This window comes from Opitutia bacterium KCR 482 (assembly GCA_029269845.2).
In the GTDB taxonomy this organism is placed as follows: Bacteria; Verrucomicrobiota; Verrucomicrobiia; order Opitutales; family Intestinicryptomonadaceae; genus Merdousia.
Genome location: CP149973.1, coordinates 209570 through 224294, shown reverse-complemented (window position 1 = coordinate 224294; position 14725 = coordinate 209570). Strand labels below are relative to the sequence as shown.

The following is a 14725-nucleotide window of genomic DNA, read 5'->3' as shown; positions in this document are numbered from 1 at the left end:
AAATTTTTTTCAAAAAAAGCATTTTTTGAAAATGCCGGCTTGCGCGACAGCTTCGAACGGCGCAATATTGTACGATGTTGAATTAAAAATGACGGCGGACTCACAGGGAAAAAACAGGGCGGCGATGCTTTCGGTAGGAGCGGCGGCGGCACTCGTCGCGCTGAAAATGGCGGTCGCAATTTCGACGGGCAGCCTGGGCATTTTGTCGGAAGCTTTGCACTCCGCGCTCGATTTGGTAGCCGCCGCCGTGACGTGGGTTGCCGTGCGCCTTTCCGACAAGCCCGCCGACAAAGAGCACAATTTCGGACACGGCAAGATAGAGAATTTTTCCGCGCTCATAGAGGCTCTGCTTCTGCTTATCACATGCGGCTGGATTATCTACGAGGCGGTGGCGCGGCTGATTTTAAAGCACTCCGCAATCGAGGTCGGCTTTTGGAGCTTCGCGGTTGTGATTGCGTCAATCGCCGTGGACGTGGGGCGTTCGCGCGCGCTGATGAAGGCGGCAAAAAAGTACAGAAGTCAGGCGTTGGAGGCTGACGCGCTCCACTTTTCCACCGACATTTGGAGCTCGGCGGTGGTGTTTTTCGGCGTGGCAGGCTCGTTCTTGGGCTTCCATTCGGCGGACGCAATAGCGGCGCTCGCGGTTGCGATAATCGTGATTTGGGTCTCGATAAAACTTTCGTCGCGGGCGATTGACGAGCTTTTGGACAAAGCCCCCGACGGACTGCGCGAAAAGGTTTCGTCGCTCATAGGCGACGTTGACGGCGTGATAAAATCGCACGACCTGCGTGTAAGGGCGTCGGGGAACGTGTACGTTATAGACGTAAACATTCACGTTGACGCGTCGCTTTCGATTGTTGAGGCGCACGAAATTTCCGAGCGGGTCGAGCGCGTTTTGAGGGCGAACATCGGCAGGTCGATAATCAACGTCCACGTCGAACCTCAATGGTAAGTTGGATATTGCCCAAGTCCCGATTGGGCTTGTGGTATCCGCTAATCCACGGTTTTTCTTCGAAGCTTCCGCAAAACACCAAGCCACAAAAAATGCGGAAGCATTTTTTCAAAACGGCAATCCGCATACTAATCAAAAAACTCCATGCGCAGCTGTGCAGTGGGGGAACAGGCGGAAGTTTTCGTGGTAGCGAAAACCGCCTTTTGGGGCGGCAACCCCCTCCGTCGGCGTGCAGGCTCCAGCCTGCAAAACGGCTATCCGCTAACAAGTTTAAAAAACTCCATGCGCGGCACAGCCGCGCTGCTTAGGCTTGTCAAGCTGAGCGAAGAAATGCGGCTTTGCGCAGTGAGGCGATGGGAGCGTACTTGCGTACGTGACCAAGCCGCAACAAGCGAAACGCATTTATCCGCCAGCTTCACAAGCCCAAGAAAAGCTTGGGGAATCCGCCAAGCTTCATCACCACTTTTGCCAGTGGACTTTGGCGGGGGTGTAGCGCGGGGCGTCAAGCTCAGGCGACTCCGCTGGATAGCCGAGAATTATCAACGCCATCGGCGCTATGTTTTTCGGCATTCCGAAAAGCCTGCGGATAGCCTCCATGCGCTCCTTTTCGGGCGCAACACCGCACCAGCACGTGCCGAGCCCTAGCTCTTTTGCGCGTATCAAAATGTTCTGCGCGGCGGCGGAGCAGTCGTACTCGTAGTAGCCGCCGCAGGGGGTTGAGAACTGTTCGTCCAAGTCGCCGCAAACGATTATCGCGGAATGCGCGTCTTTGACCGACTCGCAGTAGGGGTGCGCTTTCGTGAGGGCGTCCAAGACCGAGTCTTCGGTCGCCACAACAAAACGCCACGGCTGTTTGTTCATCGCCGACGGCGCGTGCATTGCGGCGTCCAAAATGTCTTCGATTTGCTCTTTCGAAACGCGCTTCGACGAGTCGTAGGCTCTGACGGAGCGTCTGGTAAAAACGGCTGTATCCTTTTTCATAATAGACGAGTTTATCGGAAAAATTTTGCGCCATGCAACAAAAAACGCCGCCCGAAAATCGGGCGACGCCAATACTATCTTATGAAAAAAAGGAGTTATGCCCTTCTTCTGCGGTAGACCGCAATCGCCAGCGCAATGCCGCCGAAAATCGCCGCCCATTCGGCGGGTTCGGGGATAGCCGCCGTCAGCCAGCCGTTCACAAGTTTCGCCGTTCCGATGTAGCTCGAATCGTCCATGCCCGAATAGAGCTTGACGAGCGCAAGTTCGGATTCGGTCGCGCTATCGCCGACAAAAATCGCGTTTTCCCTGAAATTGAAGATAGCCAAGCCGTTGTCGTTCTTGAATTTCAGCGTGTCGTCAACCGAAACGAGCCTCAGCACCGCGTCTTCGTTTGCGAGAACGATGTTAGCAACTTTGTCGTTTATGTTGTTGATGAACTCCAACGAAATGTCGCCGCCGATAATCAAAGTGCCCGATTTCGTGCCCGTAAACACAATCGGAATAGCTCCGCCCGCCCGCGAGGTTTTGTACATCTGGTTGAGCGTGATTGTGCCGTCGTTGACGAGAATGAAACGCTGGTTTGTGCCGGACAAATTCAGGTTGCTGTTGTCGAGCGTGAACGAAGCGCCGCCGTTTACCTGAACTTTGTTTTTGATATCCCAAACGCCGTTGTCGGACAGCGTCGAGTTGCCGATGATTTTAATGCCGTCGCCGGTCGTCTGTACGAGCTTGCCGCCCGTGCTGATAATAGAGCCGAATTCGAGGTCTTTTGTCGCGGTAACCGTGCCGCCCGAAATATTGATAGCGGCGGTTGTTCCGAACTTTGTGTCGTCGGCAAAAACAACGTTGCCGTCGATGACGTCGATGCTAGAGCCGTTCGAGAACGTCGTGCCGCCCGCGACGTTGAGCGTGCCGCTTGTCGTAATGCTACCCGCTATCGTGCCGCCTGCGTTGATGTTGTAGGTCGCGCCGCTATCGACGATGGTCTGACCGCCTTTTTTCAAAGTCAGCGCGCCCGCGTTTGTATACGAGCCCATAACGTTTATTATGCCGTTCTGCTCGACTGTTTGCGCGCCGTTCCACGCAACCTCGGCATTTGCCGCCACGTTTATCGACGCAGCATTCGGCGTATAATTGTAGCCGGTAGAGCCTATGATCGCGCCGTTCGCCGTCGTTACGCTAGCCTTGACGTTTTCGAACGAAATGCTTTGGATTTGGTTGTTCGGCGCGATCGCCATGCTCCATAATTCAAAGATGTCGAATTTCAAATTCGCCGTGGCGTTTTTTCCGCCGACCGAATTTGTAATCTTAAGGTTTGCGAGGTTCATGTAGAACTTGCCCGCAAAGTTCATTGCGTCGGCCTCGCCAGATTCCGCGGCAATGTCGATAATGCCGCTGTTCGCGCCGTTTTGATAGGGCCCGAAGAAGTGTATGTACGACGCAGTGGACGACATTGACTTCATGGTGTTGTCTTTTTTGCCGAAGAAGTGGTAGTTTTTGAGCGTTTCGTCTACCGATAAAACAACGTCGTCGCCCGGGTTCGAGCTGACAACGCTGTTATGTTGCGCCTCGCCCGAGACCGCCGAACCGTTTATTGTTACAGTTGCGGCGAAAGCGGAGGACGCCGCAAGCGCGCATGATAGTATGAGGTATTTTTTCATTGATGTGGTTTTCTCCTTTTCGTTATTTATAATACAATAAAAACAAAAGTTTGTATAAGCAAGGGAAATCCGACATTCGCTTTGTTCTTTATCCTCCGATTCTTGGACTATTTTGACTTTTTTAAACAAACGCACATTTGCCCCGCCTTTTGCCGCGCAAAAAACGCCCTCCGTTTCCGAAGGGCGTTCCTTAAAACGCAACAAGTTGCGGCGGGGTTTTACGCCTTAACTTTTGCGAGAATTTCGTTCATGCGCTTTGCCATCGCTCGCGGATTTTCAAGAAGCCCCGCCGCGAGCAGCGCGTTGTCGTAAAGCTGTTCGAGAACGAGCTTTGCGAGCGGCTCGTCGGCGTTCCTCAGAGTTTCGAGGTTCTTGATTACGTCGCTGCGCGGGTTGATTTCAAGCTTCACCGCGGGGGCGGGGAGGGGATTGTCGGGGTTCATCGCCTTCAACATCATGCGCATTTGCGGCGTGATGCCGTCGGTATTGATTGCCGCAACAGGGCTTTCTACAAGCCTTTCGCCGCTCGAAACCGATTCGACCTTTGTGTCGCCGAGGGTTGATTTAATCCAGTCTTTGAGCGATTTCAGGGCTTCTTCGGGGATTGCCTCTCCGTCGGCGGGCTTGGGCGCGTCGCCGAGTTTTACGTCGGAATCAACGCTTGCGAACGGCTTTTCGGAGTAGCTTCCGAGGTTGCCCACAAGGAAAGTGTCGATAGGCTCGTAGAGGTAGAGCACTTCAAGCCCGCGGGCGGCGAACGCCTCGATGTACGGCGCGCTTTCAATCGTTTTCCTGTCCGCGCCGCACGCGTAGTAGATTTCCGTCTGGCCGTCTTTCATTCTCGAAACGTAGTCGTCGAGAGACACTTTCGTTCCGTCGGCGTAGAGGCTCGACTCGAAGCGAAGCAGCTTTGTTAGTTCTGTACGGTTTTCGAAATCGACCGCCGCTCCCTCTTTGAGGAACACGCCGAATTTCTTGAAGAACATGTCGTACTTGGCGGTGTCCTTTTTGGCGATGTCGGCAAGGTGTTTAAGGAAGCGTTTGAGAACCACGCGCCCGAGCTTTTTGACAAGCGCGCTGTCCTGCATGCTTTCGCGCGAGATGTTCAGCGGAATGTCGGCGCTGTCGATTACGCCCTTTACGAAGCGCAGCCATTCGGGAAAGAGGTTCTTGGGTTCGGAGTCAATCAGAACCTTTTTGCAGTACAGAGAGACTTCGCACTTGCTTTTCCCGAAGCCGAGGCGTTCGGGATTTTCGTTGGGAATGTAGATTAGCGCGTTAAGCTCTACGGGCGCGTCCGCCTTGAAGTGCAGCCAGTCGATGGGCTTGTCGAAAGAGTGGGTCTGGAATTTGTAGAAGTCTTCGTACTGTTCGGGGGTGATGTCCGACTTCGCTTTGAGCCAGATTGCCTGCATCGTCTTGATTTTCTCTTCGCCGAAGTAAATCGGGAAATCGACGTACGCGCTGTACTTTTCGACAATCTCCTTGATTCGCGCGGGCTTTGAAAATTCGGAGTATTCCTTTTTGAGGGTCGCGACTATTTTCGTGCCGCGTTCGGGCTTGTCAAAGTCTTCAATCGTGAAGTTCTCGTCGCCCGCGCACGACCAGTGGAGTCCGCCGCCGTTTTCGCTTTTCGTGTAGACGTCAACCTTGTCGGCAACCATGAATACGCTGTAAAAGCCCACGCCGAACTGCCCGATAAGCCCTTCCGACAAGTCGCTCTTGTTTTCTTTGAGAGCCTGCAAAAACGCCTTCGAGCCTGAATGCGCGATTGTTCCGAGGTTCGCGACAAGCTCTTCGGAGGTCATGCCTATGCCGCGGTCTTCGATTGTGAAAGTGTTCGCCTTTTCGTCGGTCGAGAGGGTGATTTTAAGCTCGTCGTCGGCGATTTTCCCGCCTGAGGAAAGTTTGGTGAAGCGCAGTTTTTCGGAAGCGTCTGCGGCGTTCGAGACAAGCTCCCTGACGAAGATTTCCCTGTCGGTGTAGAGCGAGTTTACGACGATGTCCAGTACCTGTTTTACTTCCGCTTTGAATTTGTAGTCCATATATTATTATAGTGTTTTGTTTTTTGAAAATATGCAAGCGTCGCGGATTGTTCCCGACCCGCGCGCGCCCCGTGTTTAATTGTGAATTATCGGACAGCTTCGCGTTTTTTAAAGAACAAAAGACAAAAATTTTTCCGAAATCGGGAAAATGATGTTGAATATTTCCGCGAAAAGTCGGATTATCCGTAAAGTATGTCAAATATCGTAAAGAAACTTTTGAGCGGAAACGAGGCAATAGCCCTCGCCGCACGCCACGCGGGTTGCGCCCTCGGAGTGGGCTACCCCGGAACGCCATCGACCGAAATTCTCGAAAACTTTTCCCTGCTCGGCGGAAACGCCGAATGGGCGCCGAACGAAAAAGTTGCCGCGGAAGTCGCGCTGGGAGCGGCTTTTGCGGAGGCAAATTCCATGGTAACAATGAAGCACGTCGGCTTCAATGTAGCCCAAGACCTGTTCTTTACGGCATCATACAGCGGCGTTCAGGGCGCGTTTGTAGCGGTCGTAGCAGACGACCCAGGAATGGCGTCGAGCCAAAACGAGCAGGATACCCGCTCGCTTGCATACGCGGGCGGACTCCCCGTCCTCGAACCCGCCGACTCGCAGGAGGCCTACGACCTCACGCGCCTTGCGTTCAAACTTTCCCGCAAATGGGGGATTCCGTTCATCATTAGAACCACAACACGCATTGCCCACAGCAATACGGTTGTTTCGTACGACCTCGACGCGGTTGAAGACATCCACCCCGCGAACTACGCAAAAGACATCACAGTGCACGTCATGGTCCCCGGGCACGCAAAGCCCGCGCACAGACGCCTCCGCAAGAAGCACGCCGACATGCTCGCGTGGAACGAGTCCGGCGAATCGCCGAACAAAATAATCGAGGGCAAGTCGGACGAGCTGGGGATAATCGCAAGCGGCGTGGCGTTCCAGCACGCAATGGAGGCGGCTCCCGACGCGGGCTTCTTCAAAGTCTCGTTCTCGAACCCGCTTCCCGTAAAGAAAATCGCCGAATTTACGAAAAAATACAAGCGTTGCGTAGTGGTGGAAGAGGGCGACCCCTACATGTCTACACTGCTGCTTGCGGGCGGCGCAAACGTCGAGCCGCGCGACGAAGTGTGGCGTTTCGGCGAATTCAATTCCGACAGGGCAAAGGCGCAAATAGAGGGCAGGACAGACTACGCCGCGCTCCTTCTCAAAATGAAGCCGCCGCAACTCTGCAACGGCTGCCCTCACGCTTTCAGCTTCAAGCCGCTCGTGGAACTCAACTGCATAGTTTCGGGCGACATCGGCTGCTACACGCTCGCGGCAATGCGCCCCGTAAGCGGAATGGACCTGCAAATTTGCATGGGCGCGTCAATCGGCATGGGAATAGGGCTTAGGAAAGTCCTTCCCGAAGAGCAGGCGCGGAAAGTCGTAAGCGTTATCGGCGACAGCACTTTCATGCACAGCGGTCTCACGGGGCTTCTCGAAATGGTCTACAATCCGCCCGCAACGGGGCACGTCGTGGTGGTTGTAGACAACTCCACGACCGCGATGACAGGCCAACAGGAACACCCCGGAACGGGCAGAAAGCTCGACCACACACCCGCGCCGCACAAGGTTTCGATTGCGGACGTCGCAAAGGCAATCGGCGTCCAGAACGTGGTTGAGTTCAACCCCGTGCGCGACGGCGAAAAAATCAAGAGCTACCTCGAAGAAAAATTGGCTACGAACGAGCTTACGCTGATTATTCTCAAACAGCCCTGCCTGCTTGCGGCGGCGAACCTCGCAAAAATGAAAAAGGCTTAAACCATGGAAAAAACTACAAACATTCGCACTGCGGGTCTCGGCGGCATGGGCGTCTTGAAGGCGTCGCTTATTCTCAGCGAACTGCTTTTCGAAGAGGGCTACGACGTCAAAAAGGCGGAAGTCCACGGAATGTCGCAACGCGGCGGCTCGATATCAAGCGACGTGCGCTTCGGCAAAAAAGTCGTAAGCCCGATGATAGGAGAGGGCAAGATTGACTTTTTGCTGTCGCTCGAACCCGAATGGTCTGACGTCCACAAGTCGTCGCTCGCGCCCGACGGCGTGGTGATTTCGCCCGCCGACTTCGACGTATCAAAGCTCAAAAGCGCGAAGGCTATAAACGTAGCGGCTCTCGGCGTGCTCAGCAACTACCTCGACATTCCCGAAAACCGCTGGCTTGAAACAATCGCAAAATTCTTCCCCGAAAAACTCCGCGATGCAAACGAGGAGGCCTTCAAGCTCGGGCGCAATTCGAAAAAATAACAGCAGCACAATTTCCGTACACATATGGCTCAAAATTGGAACGACAAAAACGGAAAATTCAACCCCGTAAGCGCGATGGACTACCTGCCGCGCGAACAGCTCAGATTCATCCAGTCCCAAAGGCTCTCGGCGATGGTAGAGCACGCCTATGAAAACGTCGCCCTCTACCGCGAAAGAATGGATGCAAAGGGCGTGAAACCGTCCGACATCAAGTCCATCGACGACATATCGAAGCTTCCGTTTACACAGAAAACCGACCTCCGCGACACATATCCATACGGACTTTTCGCAGTCCCCACAAACGAGGTCGTGAGGCTGCACGCATCGAGCGGCACGACGGGCAAGCCGATTGTCGTAGGCTACACCGAAGACGACATGGACGTTTGGAAAACCTCCGTCATGCGCTGCCTGCTCATGAGCGGAATCAATAGGGGAGACTTCGTCCAAATCTGCTACGGCTACGGGCTCTTTACGGGAGGTCTGGGCGCGCACGGCGGCGCGGAAAAACTCGGCTGCACGGTTATCCCCGCATCGACGGGCAACACCGAACGCCAGCTCATGATTATGCGCGACTTCGGCACAACCGCAATCTGCTGCACGCCAAGCTACTTTATCCACTTGATTGAAGTCGCGCCAAAATACGGAATCGACATGAAAAAACTGCCGCTTTCGCACGGCGTTTTCGGCGCGGAGCCGTGGTCGGAGCAAATGCGCAATTTCATTCAGAAAAACACGAACGTCGTCGCGCACGACATCTACGGACTCTCCGAAATCACGGGCCCCGGCGTCGGCTGCGAGTGCTCCGAACAGAACGGTCTCCACATTTTGGAGGATAACTACTACCCCGAAATCGTAGATCCCGAAACGGGCGAACCGCTCCCCGACGGCGAAGAGGGCGAGCTTGTCCTCACGACATTGGCGAAGAGGGCGATGCCGATTCTCCGCTACCGCACCCACGACATTACGTCGATTATCACCATGCCGTGCAAATGCGGCAGAACGCTCCGACGCATTCGCAGAATAGGGCGCAGAAGCGACGACATGTTCATCATCCGCGGCGTAAACGTGTTCCCGTCGCAAATCGAAGTCGCGCTGATGAGGGTCGAGGAATGCACGCCGAATTACAGAATCATTCTCGACAGGGAAAAAGACCTCGACACCGTGACGGTCGAAGTGGAAGTAGACGAAAAATACTACGCCGACAGCGTTTCGGAGCTAGACGCGCTCCGCAAGAAAATCAAAACGTCGATTGCAAACATAGTCGGAATCAAAATCGAAGTGAAAATTGTCGAACCCAATAAAATCCCGCGCTCCGACGGCAAGGCGAAAAGAGTCATCGACAACCGAAAAATTTAGAAAGGAAAACCCGACATGAGAATAAAACAAATATCCGTATTCTTGGAAAACACCCCCGGACACCTTGAAAGAGTCTGCAAGACGCTCGCCGAGGCGGACATTAATCTCCACACCATAACAATCTCGGAAACAAAAGATTACGGAATTGTCCGCGCAATCGTGGACGACCCCGAAAAAGCGGCGCGTACGCTCAAAGATAACGGATTTTTTGCAAAACTCGTCGAAGTGCTTGCAATAGAAGTTGAAGACAAACCCGGCGAACTCTCGAAAATCCTCAGAAAGGCGTCGGAAGTCGGGCTGAATGTGGAATATATGTACGCAATGACGCGCCCCGTAAACGACAAGCCCGTAATGGTGATGTCGTTTAAGGATATCGACGCGGCGGAGCGCATTTTCGGCTAAATGGCGGCGCAAAATCGAAAACCGGCAGGCATAACGCGCAAACTTTTTTGGGCGTTGCTCGGCGTTTCGTTTTTTGCGCTGACATATATTAACTTCACGAGCGACGAGAATTTGAGGCTTGTCGCCGAACAATATCCCGAAGTGAGCCTGTCGTTCCGCAAGGCTTTTCTGGACGGCTATAAAATGTTCATGTCGCTCGCGCTTTTCCTGACGGACATCGTGCTGGTCGGACCGTTCGCATGGCTGAGCTATTTTGGCGACCATATAGTGTCGAAACGCGGCGACTTCATAAAACGCGTGAGCTTTTTCGACTTGGGCATAATGCTCGCAATAGACTTCACCATGGCGGTGATTTCGTTCAATTTCATGATAATAAACGCGGTAGACCCGAACCCGATAAAAGTGCTCGGCACAATGACGCCGTGGATTTTTACGGGAATCGGATTCGCCGCATGGTTTGCAACGTCGCTACTTAAAATATACTCATATAGCTCCGACCAGCGCAAAGACCTGAAAAAATATGTTATCAAATTCTAAACGGCAATTATTGAAAAACGCGCCAACACAAAGCGCGTTGCAAAGAAAGCCGCACCAAAAAAGCGCATAATAAATCAAACTCCGCCGAACAAATTTGTCGCACAATATATATTATGTCTAATTCGTGAAAATCGAAAAGCGCTTGGGTTTTGTTTCGCGTGTCCGGCCTGCGAAAATAAACATAACAAACGTAATATAAATTAGTTATGAAGGCGTTTGTTGGGTTGAAAATCGCGGCAAATAGCGAAAATATTATTAAACAGTCTGTCTATTATAAGCTAAAAACCGCCCCTTTTTGACTCAATCGTGGGGCTTATCGCACTTTTCTAACGGGTTATGAGCAGCAATCGCGCCAATTCCGCGCCAATATGCTCAATTCAAACGTATCGCACAAGATTTATCATTAAGAAAAGCGCAAAGTTTGGCGTATTCACCGACGATTTCCATCGGAACAATGGTTAAAAGAATGTTTGCGTTGGAGAAAGGACAACAGCCCTACCCCGCGCTTTTCTGCCATTATTTCCAACTTCTGCGAGAAATGCAAACTCCGACCGCGAAAGGAGTTTTTTTTCTCGCAAAACACGTCAAAAGGGTATTCAACTCTTTTAATGCAGCGGAAAAAACAATTCAGCAAACTCAACCCAGCCGATTTCGACGCGCAAATAGATTCGAAAAAGGTCGGGCTTTACATTTTGAAAAACAAAAACGGCACCGAAATGTCGGTCACAAACTTCGGCGCGCGCGTGGTCGAACTCTTTGTCCGCGACAGGAACGGCGAATTTGCCGATGTTGTGCTCGGGCACAAAACGCTCGACGAATACGTAAACTACAAGGGCGAGCGTTTTCTTGGCGCGACAATCGGGCGTTTCGGCAACCGCATCGCAAAGGGCAGGTTTTCGCTCGGAGGAAAGGCGTATCAGCTGCCCGTAAACAACGGCGAAAATTCGCTTCACGGCGGTTTCAAAGGCTTCGATATGAAAGTTTGGGACGTCGTTTCGGCGGACGAATCGGAAATAAAATTCCGCCTTCTCTCGCCCGACGGCGACGAAGGCTATCCCGCAACGCTCGCCGTCGATATGACATACCGCCTTACCGACGACGACGCCTTTGAAGTAGTCCACACCGCGACAAGCGACGGCGACACAATCGTAAACCTTACGCACCATTCGTTCTTCAATCTGCACGGCGAGGGCGTCGGCGACATCAACGACCACGTTATGACAATCGACGCTTCGCGCATTACGCCTATCGACGAAAATATGATTCCCACGGGCGAGCTTATGGACGTTGCGGGCACGCCGTTCGACTTCACGCGCCCGACGGTAATAGGCTCGCGTTTGGGGTGCGTCGACATCCAGCTGAAGCGCGGCAACGGCTACGACCACAACTGGGTTTTGAACAAATCCGCGGAGGGCGCGCTCGACTTCGCCGCCGAGGTTTTCGACCCCGTTTCGGGGCGCGTTTTGTCGGTCTTTACGACAGAGCCTGCAATGCAGTTTTACGGCGGAAATTTCTTCGACGGCGAAATCGGCAAAAGCGGCAGACCGTACGCATTCAGGGGTACTTTCGCGCTCGAAACGCAGCACTTCCCCGACAGCCCGAACCAGCCGGATTTTCCGTCGACAGTTCTGAAAAAGGGGCGGGTTTACAAACACGTCTGCCGCTACGCATTTTCGGCACGCTAAACGGCAATGCTCGGGACGGTTTTCAGCATCGAAGACTTCGCCGTAAACGACGGACCGGGGATTCGCACGACCGTATTTTTGAAGGGTTGCCCGCTGCGCTGCCAGTGGTGCCACAACCCGGAGGGGCTTTCGTTCGCGCCCGAAACGCTCGTCAAAAAAAACGGCGAAACTTCGGTCTGCGGGCGCGTTGTCGAGTCGGGCTGGCTTGCCGAAAAACTTCTGCGCGACGAAAAAATATTCGCTCTCAACGAGGGCGGAATAACCTTTTCGGGCGGCGAGCCTCTTGCCCAGCACGAATTCCTTTTCGACGTTGTTTCGCGCCTCAAGGGGCGCGTACACTGCGCGGTCGAAACGAGCGGCTATGCCGAGCCGAAAGTGTTCCGCAAAATCGCCGAAGCCGTAGATTTGGTTCTAATGGACAGCAAGGCCGTCGATTCCGAAACGCACAAAAAATTTACGGGGGTCGACAACGCAAAAATCCTCGAAAACCTGCGATGGCTCTGCGCCGCAGCGCGCCCGTTTATCGTGCGCGTTCCGCTGATTCCGGCGGTCAACGACACGCGCGGAAATATGCTCGCGCTCTCGGAGATTCTCGCGGGGGCGAAAAGCCTTGTCCGCGTCGAAATTCTGCCGTACCACAAGACGGCCGGCGCAAAATATTACATGGTAGGCAAAAAATATTCTCCGACATTCGACACAGAGAAACAACCGCATTTTATTGACGAATTCACAAAAAACAATATAAAATATACTGTTCTATGAACAAACGCATACAATCACTAAAAAAATATATCGTGGACGACAGGCTTCACAGAGCCTTCCGCCGCGACGCGAAATCGGCGCGTCTCGACGAACTGGCGGAGGACTTCCGGGCGGCGGGAATGACGGCGCAGGAGCGGTCGGGCAGAATGTTCGAGGCGTTTCTCGCCGCGGAAACTCCCGTTATTCTGCCGAACGAAAAAATAGTTTTCACCCGCACGATAAGGGACATTCCCGACTACTTCACGCCGTCGGAATGGGAGCAGATTTCGACGACGCATTTCATCCACGAAAAGGGAGAGGTCTTCAACCTTTCGCCCGACTACGAGCGCGTTCTCGCCGAGGGTTTGGACTCGCGCAAGGCCGCGGCAAAAAAAGGGCTCGAAACGGCCGACGCGCAGGGGCGCATCTTTCTGGAATCGGCAATCCGCTCGATTGAAGCCGTTCAGAATTTGATAGACAGGTATGCGATAGAAGCGGAGAAAATCGGACAGCCGGACATCGCCGAAGTCCTGCGGGCAGTGCGCGGAGGCGCGGCGAAAAGCTTCCGCCAGGCGTTGCAGCTGCTACGCATTATGCACTTCTCGATATGGGCGGCGGGCAACTACCACAACACGCTCGGACGGATTGACCAATACCTTTATCCGTACTACCGCGCAGACGTCGACGGCGGCAAAATTTCGAAAGATGAGGCGTTCGATTTGCTCGAAGAATTTTTCCTTTCGTGCAACAAGGACAGCGACCTTTACATCGGAATGCAGCAGGGCGACAACGGGCAGAGCCTTGTGCTCGGCGGGCGTTCGCTTTCGGGCGAATATATGTTCAACGAGCTTTCCGAAATGGCGCTGAGGGCAAGCTACGAACTTGCGCTAATCGACCCCAAAATCAATATCCGCGTAGATTCGAAAACGCCGCTCGAGGTTTTCGAAAAGGGGTCGGAGCTTACCAAAATCGGGCTCGGCTTCCCGCAGTACAGCAACGACGACGTTGTGATTCCGAGCCTCATCGAGAAGGGTTATTCGCCCGAGGACGCGCACGAATACGTGGTTGCCGCGTGTTGGGAGTTTATCGTGCCCAAGTGCGGCACGGACATTCCCAACATCGACGCGCTTTCGCTCGTCGACTGCGTAAGCTTCGCGCTTGCCGACCTGCCGACCTGCGCAACTTTCGACGAGTTTTACTCGCTCGTCGAGCGCCAAATCAAAGCCCGCGCCGACGAAATGTGTCTGCGCCACCGCAACATTTATATGAAGCCCGCGCCGATGATGTCGGTTATGTCGGACGCAATCGAAAGGGGGCGCGACATTTCGTTCGGCCTTAAATATAACAACTACGGCGTGCACGGAACGGGTATTTCGACGGCGGTTGACTCGCTGGCGGCGGTGAAAAAATACTGCTTCGACGAAAAATCCGTTTCGGCTTCCGATATGCTCGAGGCCGTCCGCACGAATTTCAAAAACGCGCCCGAGCTGCTGAGAAAACTCCGCAACGAAGCCCCGAAAATGGGTCTCGACGACGACTGCGCCGACGCGCTCGCCGTGCGCCTTCTGGATTCTTTCGCCGACGCGTTCGGGGACAAGCGCAACGAGCGCGGCGGCGGCTACCGCGCGGGAACGGGCACTGCAATGTTCTACGTCTTCCACGGCAAGGACCGTCCCGCAACGCCCGACGGCAGGCTCGAGGGCGAACCGCTGCCCGCCAACTATTCGCCGAGCCTCTTCCTGTCGCAGAAAGGCCCGATGGGGGTTGTGAAGTCTTTTGCGAAGCCGCACCTAAAAAACGTCGCAAACGGCGGGCCTTTGACGCTCGAATTCGACGCGTCGGTCTTCCGCAACGAGGAGTCGGTGCGCAAGCTTGCAATGCTTGTGCGCACGTTCATAACGCTCGGCGGACACCAGTTGCAGCTCAACACAGTCAACCGCGAAAAGCTTTTGGACGCAAAGGCGCATCCCGAAAAATACCGCAACCTAATCGTGCGCGTCTGGGGCTGGAGCGGCTATTTTGTCGAGCTTGACGAATGCTACCAAGACCACGTAATCGCACGGACCGAGTTCGCCCTCGGATAGTAGAAAAGGATTG

Annotated in this window: 12 protein-coding genes; 9 read left to right on the top strand and 3 right to left on the bottom strand. The window is 53.9% G+C overall.

What is annotated here, in order from left to right:
* The first annotated feature begins 88 nt into the window (after positions 1 to 88).
* A complete protein-coding gene (locus P3B99_000925) occupies positions 89 to 952 on the top strand; it encodes a cation diffusion facilitator family transporter (GenBank protein ID WYJ07691.1) in 864 nt (287 codons plus the stop codon).
* A gap of 456 nt (positions 953 to 1408) precedes the next feature.
* On the opposite strand, the gene P3B99_000920 is transcribed toward P3B99_000925, so the two are convergent.
* The 3 genes from P3B99_000920 to htpG all read right to left on the bottom strand — a co-directional run bounded on the left by P3B99_000920 (position 1409) and on the right by htpG (position 5639).
* Positions 1409 to 1933 carry a nitroreductase family protein gene (locus P3B99_000920; GenBank protein WYJ07690.1) on the bottom strand — a complete coding sequence of 175 codons (525 nt, stop codon included), beginning with the start codon at positions 1931 to 1933 and terminating at the stop codon, positions 1409 to 1411.
* Positions 1934 to 2028: 95 nt separating this feature from the next.
* Positions 2029 to 3594, bottom strand: coding sequence for a hypothetical protein (locus P3B99_000915; GenBank protein WYJ07689.1), 1566 nt, complete (start codon positions 3592 to 3594; stop codon positions 2029 to 2031).
* A 218-nt stretch (positions 3595 to 3812) separates the two neighbouring features.
* Entirely contained in the window at positions 3813 to 5639 is a 1827-nt protein-coding gene (gene htpG / locus P3B99_000910; GenBank protein WYJ07688.1) for a molecular chaperone HtpG, read from the bottom strand.
* Positions 5640 to 5831: 192 nt separating this feature from the next.
* Between htpG and P3B99_000905 the strand changes: the two genes are divergently transcribed.
* From P3B99_000905 to P3B99_000870, 8 genes are all read left to right on the top strand, one after another.
* Positions 5832 to 7427: an indolepyruvate ferredoxin oxidoreductase subunit alpha gene (locus P3B99_000905; GenBank protein ID WYJ07687.1), complete on the top strand. Its 1596-nt coding sequence runs from the start codon at positions 5832 to 5834 to the stop codon at positions 7425 to 7427.
* 3 nt (positions 7428 to 7430) lie between these two features.
* The gene (locus P3B99_000900; protein ID WYJ07686.1) at positions 7431 to 7907 is read left to right on the top strand and encodes a 2-oxoacid:acceptor oxidoreductase family protein; all 477 of its coding nucleotides are present in this window, start codon (positions 7431 to 7433) and stop codon (positions 7905 to 7907) included.
* A gap of 24 nt (positions 7908 to 7931) precedes the next feature.
* Entirely contained in the window at positions 7932 to 9263 is a 1332-nt protein-coding gene (locus tag P3B99_000895) for a phenylacetate--CoA ligase (protein WYJ07685.1), read from the top strand.
* A gap of 15 nt (positions 9264 to 9278) precedes the next feature.
* On the top strand, positions 9279 to 9665 hold the full coding sequence (locus tag P3B99_000890; GenBank protein ID WYJ07684.1) for an ACT domain-containing protein: 387 nt from the start codon (positions 9279 to 9281) through the stop codon (positions 9663 to 9665).
* Positions 9666 to 9719: 54 nt separating this feature from the next.
* On the top strand, positions 9720 to 10202 hold the full coding sequence (locus P3B99_000885; GenBank protein ID WYJ07683.1) for a hypothetical protein: 483 nt from the start codon (positions 9720 to 9722) through the stop codon (positions 10200 to 10202).
* A 608-nt stretch (positions 10203 to 10810) separates the two neighbouring features.
* Complete coding sequence (locus tag P3B99_000880; protein ID WYJ07682.1) at positions 10811 to 11887, top strand: aldose epimerase family protein; 1077 nt, start codon at positions 10811 to 10813, stop codon at positions 11885 to 11887.
* A 6-nt stretch (positions 11888 to 11893) separates the two neighbouring features.
* Positions 11894 to 12649, top strand: a complete 756-nt coding sequence (locus tag P3B99_000875) for a radical SAM protein (GenBank protein WYJ07681.1) — start codon at positions 11894 to 11896, stop codon at positions 12647 to 12649.
* Complete coding sequence (locus P3B99_000870) at positions 12646 to 14712, top strand: pyruvate formate lyase family protein (protein ID WYJ07680.1); 2067 nt, start codon at positions 12646 to 12648, stop codon at positions 14710 to 14712. The genes P3B99_000875 and P3B99_000870 overlap by 4 nt, the downstream gene beginning before the upstream one ends.
* The last annotated feature ends 13 nt before the right edge of the window (positions 14713 to 14725 follow it).